The sequence below is a fragment of the Pseudomonas sp. GM84 genome (assembly GCF_000282535.1).
Classification (GTDB): Bacteria; Pseudomonadota; Gammaproteobacteria; order Pseudomonadales; family Pseudomonadaceae; genus Aquipseudomonas.
This window is the reverse complement of record NZ_AKJC01000062.1, coordinates 1-3,081: the sequence shown is the minus strand read 5'-3', so window position 1 is coordinate 3,081 and position 3,081 is coordinate 1. Positions and strand designations below refer to the sequence as shown.

At 58.1% G+C, this 3,081-nt stretch carries 4 protein-coding genes; all 4 read right to left on the bottom strand.

Annotated elements, in window-relative coordinates:
• Nucleotides 1–92: 92 nt before the first annotated feature.
• Complete coding sequence (locus PMI38_RS03710) at nucleotides 93–1,130, bottom strand: OmpA family protein (RefSeq protein ID WP_008090894.1); 1,038 nt, start codon at nucleotides 1,128–1,130, stop codon at nucleotides 93–95.
• A gap of 110 nt (nucleotides 1,131–1,240) precedes the next feature.
• Nucleotides 1,241–1,807: an RNA polymerase sigma factor SigX gene (gene sigX, locus PMI38_RS03705; protein WP_008090893.1), complete on the bottom strand. Its 567-nt coding sequence runs from the start codon at nucleotides 1,805–1,807 to the stop codon at nucleotides 1,241–1,243.
• A 113-nt stretch (nucleotides 1,808–1,920) separates the two neighbouring features.
• Nucleotides 1,921–2,745 (bottom strand): mechanosensitive ion channel family protein, encoded by an 825-nt coding sequence (locus PMI38_RS03700; protein WP_008090891.1) that lies wholly within the window; start codon nucleotides 2,743–2,745, stop codon nucleotides 1,921–1,923.
• A gap of 2 nt (nucleotides 2,746–2,747) precedes the next feature.
• Nucleotides 2,748–2,999 (bottom strand): hypothetical protein, encoded by a 252-nt coding sequence (locus tag PMI38_RS03695; protein WP_008090888.1) that lies wholly within the window; start codon nucleotides 2,997–2,999, stop codon nucleotides 2,748–2,750.
• Nucleotides 3,000–3,081 lie beyond the last annotated feature (82 nt).

Sequence of the window (3,081 nt, the reverse complement as noted above, 5' to 3'; positions counted from 1 at the left end):
CTTGCCGGCGATAGGGCCCGGGCAGCCGCACTAAATCGCAGGCAAAGAAAAACCCGGCCGAGGCCGGGTTTTTCATTGAAGCTTCAGACCAATTACTTGGACTGGGCTTCTACCTGAGCTTCAACGCGACGGTTGACAGCACGGCCTTCTTCGGTGGCGTTGTCGGCAACCGGACGGGTTTCGCCGTAGCCAACCGAGTCAACACGGGTGGATTCCACGCCGTACTGCTGGGTCAGAACCTGCTTGACAGCATTGGCACGACGCTCGGACAGCTTCTGGTTGTAAGCGTCTGGGCCGACGGAGTCAGTGTGACCTTCAACCACGGTGGTGGTTTGTGGGTACTGCTTCATGAAGTCAGCCAGGTTCTTGATGTCGCCGTAGCTGTTAGGCTTGACGACCGACTTGTCGAAGTCGAACTTGACGTCCAGCTCAACGCGAACGACTTCGGCAACAGCCGGGCAGCCATCGGCGTCAACGGTAACGTTGGCCGGGGTGTCTGGGCACTTGTCGACGTTGTCGCACACGCCATCGTTGTCGCTGTCGGAGCAGACTTCAGCAACTGGAGCCGGAGCAGGAGCGACTTTGCCACCGCTGCCACCGAAGTTCAGACCGACACCAACGGACGGGCCCCACTCGGTGTTGCCGTTGTCGATGTTGTACATGGCTTCAACGCCAGCACGGGCGAAGAACATGTCGGTGATGTACCACTTGGCGCCAGCGCCAACGTTGGCGAAGGTGGAGTGGTCACGGCCGCTACGAGTGGCCTGGCCCAGGCTCTCGTGAGCGAAACCAGCGGAGACGTACGGACGCACTGCATCGCCTACGGTACCGAGGTGGTAGGTAGCGTCGAGCTTGGCTTTGGAACCTTTGATGTCTTTGTTGAAGACTTCGCCACGAGCGTTGTGAGTCTCGTTGTAGCCCAGGTCCAGGGAAACGTCGTCAGTCAGGAAGTAACCGAGGCGAACACCAGGATTGGTGCCGTCGTTCTTGAAGTTACGCTCGCTGTCGTAGTACTGCTTGGTAACGTTGCCTTCGATTTCGACAGCGCCTTGGCCTTGAGCCAGAACGCCAAACGAAGTAGCGGCTACGAGCGAGCCAATGGCCAAGCCCAAGGTGTTTTTCAATTTCATCCGTTAAATCCCCATCTGGTGATAGTTAAGCAGTCCCACCAACATCCGGGGGACAACTCGACGGCAAGTCTAGCAGAACTCGCCGGTAGGTTAGAGATATTTACAAGTGACTAAGTTTCATCAAGGCCTGAAAATTTCTCTCTAAGCTTGTCTAGCGCGCGCTTGTAGCGCATTTTCGTAGCGCTCAGGCCCATGTGCATGATATCGGCGATTTCCTGAAATTCCAGCTCTGCGACAAATCGAAGCACCAGAATTTCACGGTCAATCGGGTTCACATGCACCAGCCATTTGTCCAACCCGCCCTTTTCTTCCGGTTTCGGTGCCTTGTCTTCAGACGCCTCTTCAACAGGGTCAAGACTCAGGGCATCCATCAACCGGCGTTTACGGCGCTCCTTGCGGTATTGGGTAATGCACTCGTTGTAGGTGATGCTGTAGAGCCAGGTCTTGAACTTGGACTTACCCTCGAAGTTCTTCAGCCCGTACAGCACCTTCAGCATCACTTCCTGACAGACATCGTCAGCATCCCGGTCGTTCCCCAAGTAACGCGCACAGACGTTGAACAGGGTCCGCTGGTAGCGCCGCATGAGTTCCTCATAGGCGCGGGTAACGTGATACAGCTCCTCATGCGAACGCGACACCAACTCCTCGTCGGTGAGCTCGCGGGGGTCATAACGCATAGGCGGCGAATGAACTTTATTCAAAACGGATCTGGCCGACAGTCAGGTCAATGTCGCCGCAGGGCCCCGTGGACCCATTTTCGCGGCGGCATACATTAACAGCTTTTGTGCGGTTAGCGGCTATTGACACGCTGCTCAAGCAACACACGGTTGGCAAGAGACACCAATTCGCCATCATCGGTCAACAGCGTCGTCTTCACCGTACCGATTTCCTCGATTTGCCCTTCGACCTCTCCAATCCGCACCTGCTGGCCGACCTGGTAAAGTTCGCGAACGTAGATCCCGGCCAGAATCTGCCCGGCAATTTCCCGGCTGCCGAGGCCCATCGCCAGGGCAACGGCCAGACCAACGGTAATCAATCCAATGACGATTACGTGGTTCAAAAGGTCGGTCTTGACCTCGAGCTGGCTGATGGCCACCGAGATGCTGATGATGATTACCAGGCCCTGGGTAATGCGCCCAAGACCTGCCGAGTATTCAAGGCCGATGCCTTCGGCGGCGCCGCGCACCAGGCCGTTGGCAATCTGCGCCAGCAGTACGCCGGCCAGCAGCACCAACGCGGCACCAAATACCTTGGGCAAGTACAGGGCAAGCATGTCGAGGGTCGCCGAGACCCGCTCCAGGCCAAGCGATTCCGCGGCCGAAACCAGGAAAATCAGCAACACGAACCAGTAGACGATCTTGCCGATCAGGGTCGAGATCGGCACCTGGATGCCGGCGCGGGCCAGCATCTTGGTCAGCCCGGTACCGCCCATCAGGCGGTCCAGGCCGAACTTGGCGAGCAATTTCGACAGCAGCGTATCGAGCAGCTTGGCCACCACGAAACCGAGCAGCACCACCACCAGCGCGCCGAACAGGTTGGGGATGAAGTTCGCTACCTTGGTCCATAGTGCGGTCATCGCAGTGACCAGGCTCTGGGTCCAGAGATCGAGTTCCATATTCAATCGGCCTTATCAGCTTTGCTGCCAGTGGCAGCGTTACGACGTACAGGCGCAACATGCGCCGAGCCATTGTTCACGGCGATCAGCAGTGCCTGGCTCCAGCGGCCAAGCAGGCTGAACAGATCACCTGCGCCAACCTGGCGGTTGGCGGTCTTGAGCACGCGACCCAGGCACGCGGCATCGTCACGGTCTTCACCGGAGGGCGACGCCTTGAGCAGGTCACGCAGGGATTCTTCAAACGGATCGTGCATGGGCACCTCGCGCAGTATCAGTCAGAGACGAGAGCGCCGGGCGATGGGTCACACATCGCATGGGACTCATCGCCGGCAAGCC

Bases quoted from the DNA above. Each gene is read 5' to 3' on its own strand.
- PMI38_RS03695 (WP_008090888.1), bottom strand. From the start codon at position 2,999: ATGCACGATCCGTTTGAAGAATCCCTGCGTGACCTGCTCAAGGCGTCG.
- PMI38_RS03700 (WP_008090891.1), bottom strand. From the start codon at position 2,745: ATGGAACTCGATCTCTGGACCCAGAGCCTGGTCACTGCGATGACCGCA.
- PMI38_RS03710 (WP_008090894.1), bottom strand. From the start codon at position 1,130: ATGAAATTGAAAAACACCTTGGGCTTGGCCATTGGCTCGCTCGTAGCC.
- sigX (WP_008090893.1), bottom strand. From the start codon at position 1,807: ATGCGTTATGACCCCCGCGAGCTCACCGACGAGGAGTTGGTGTCGCGT.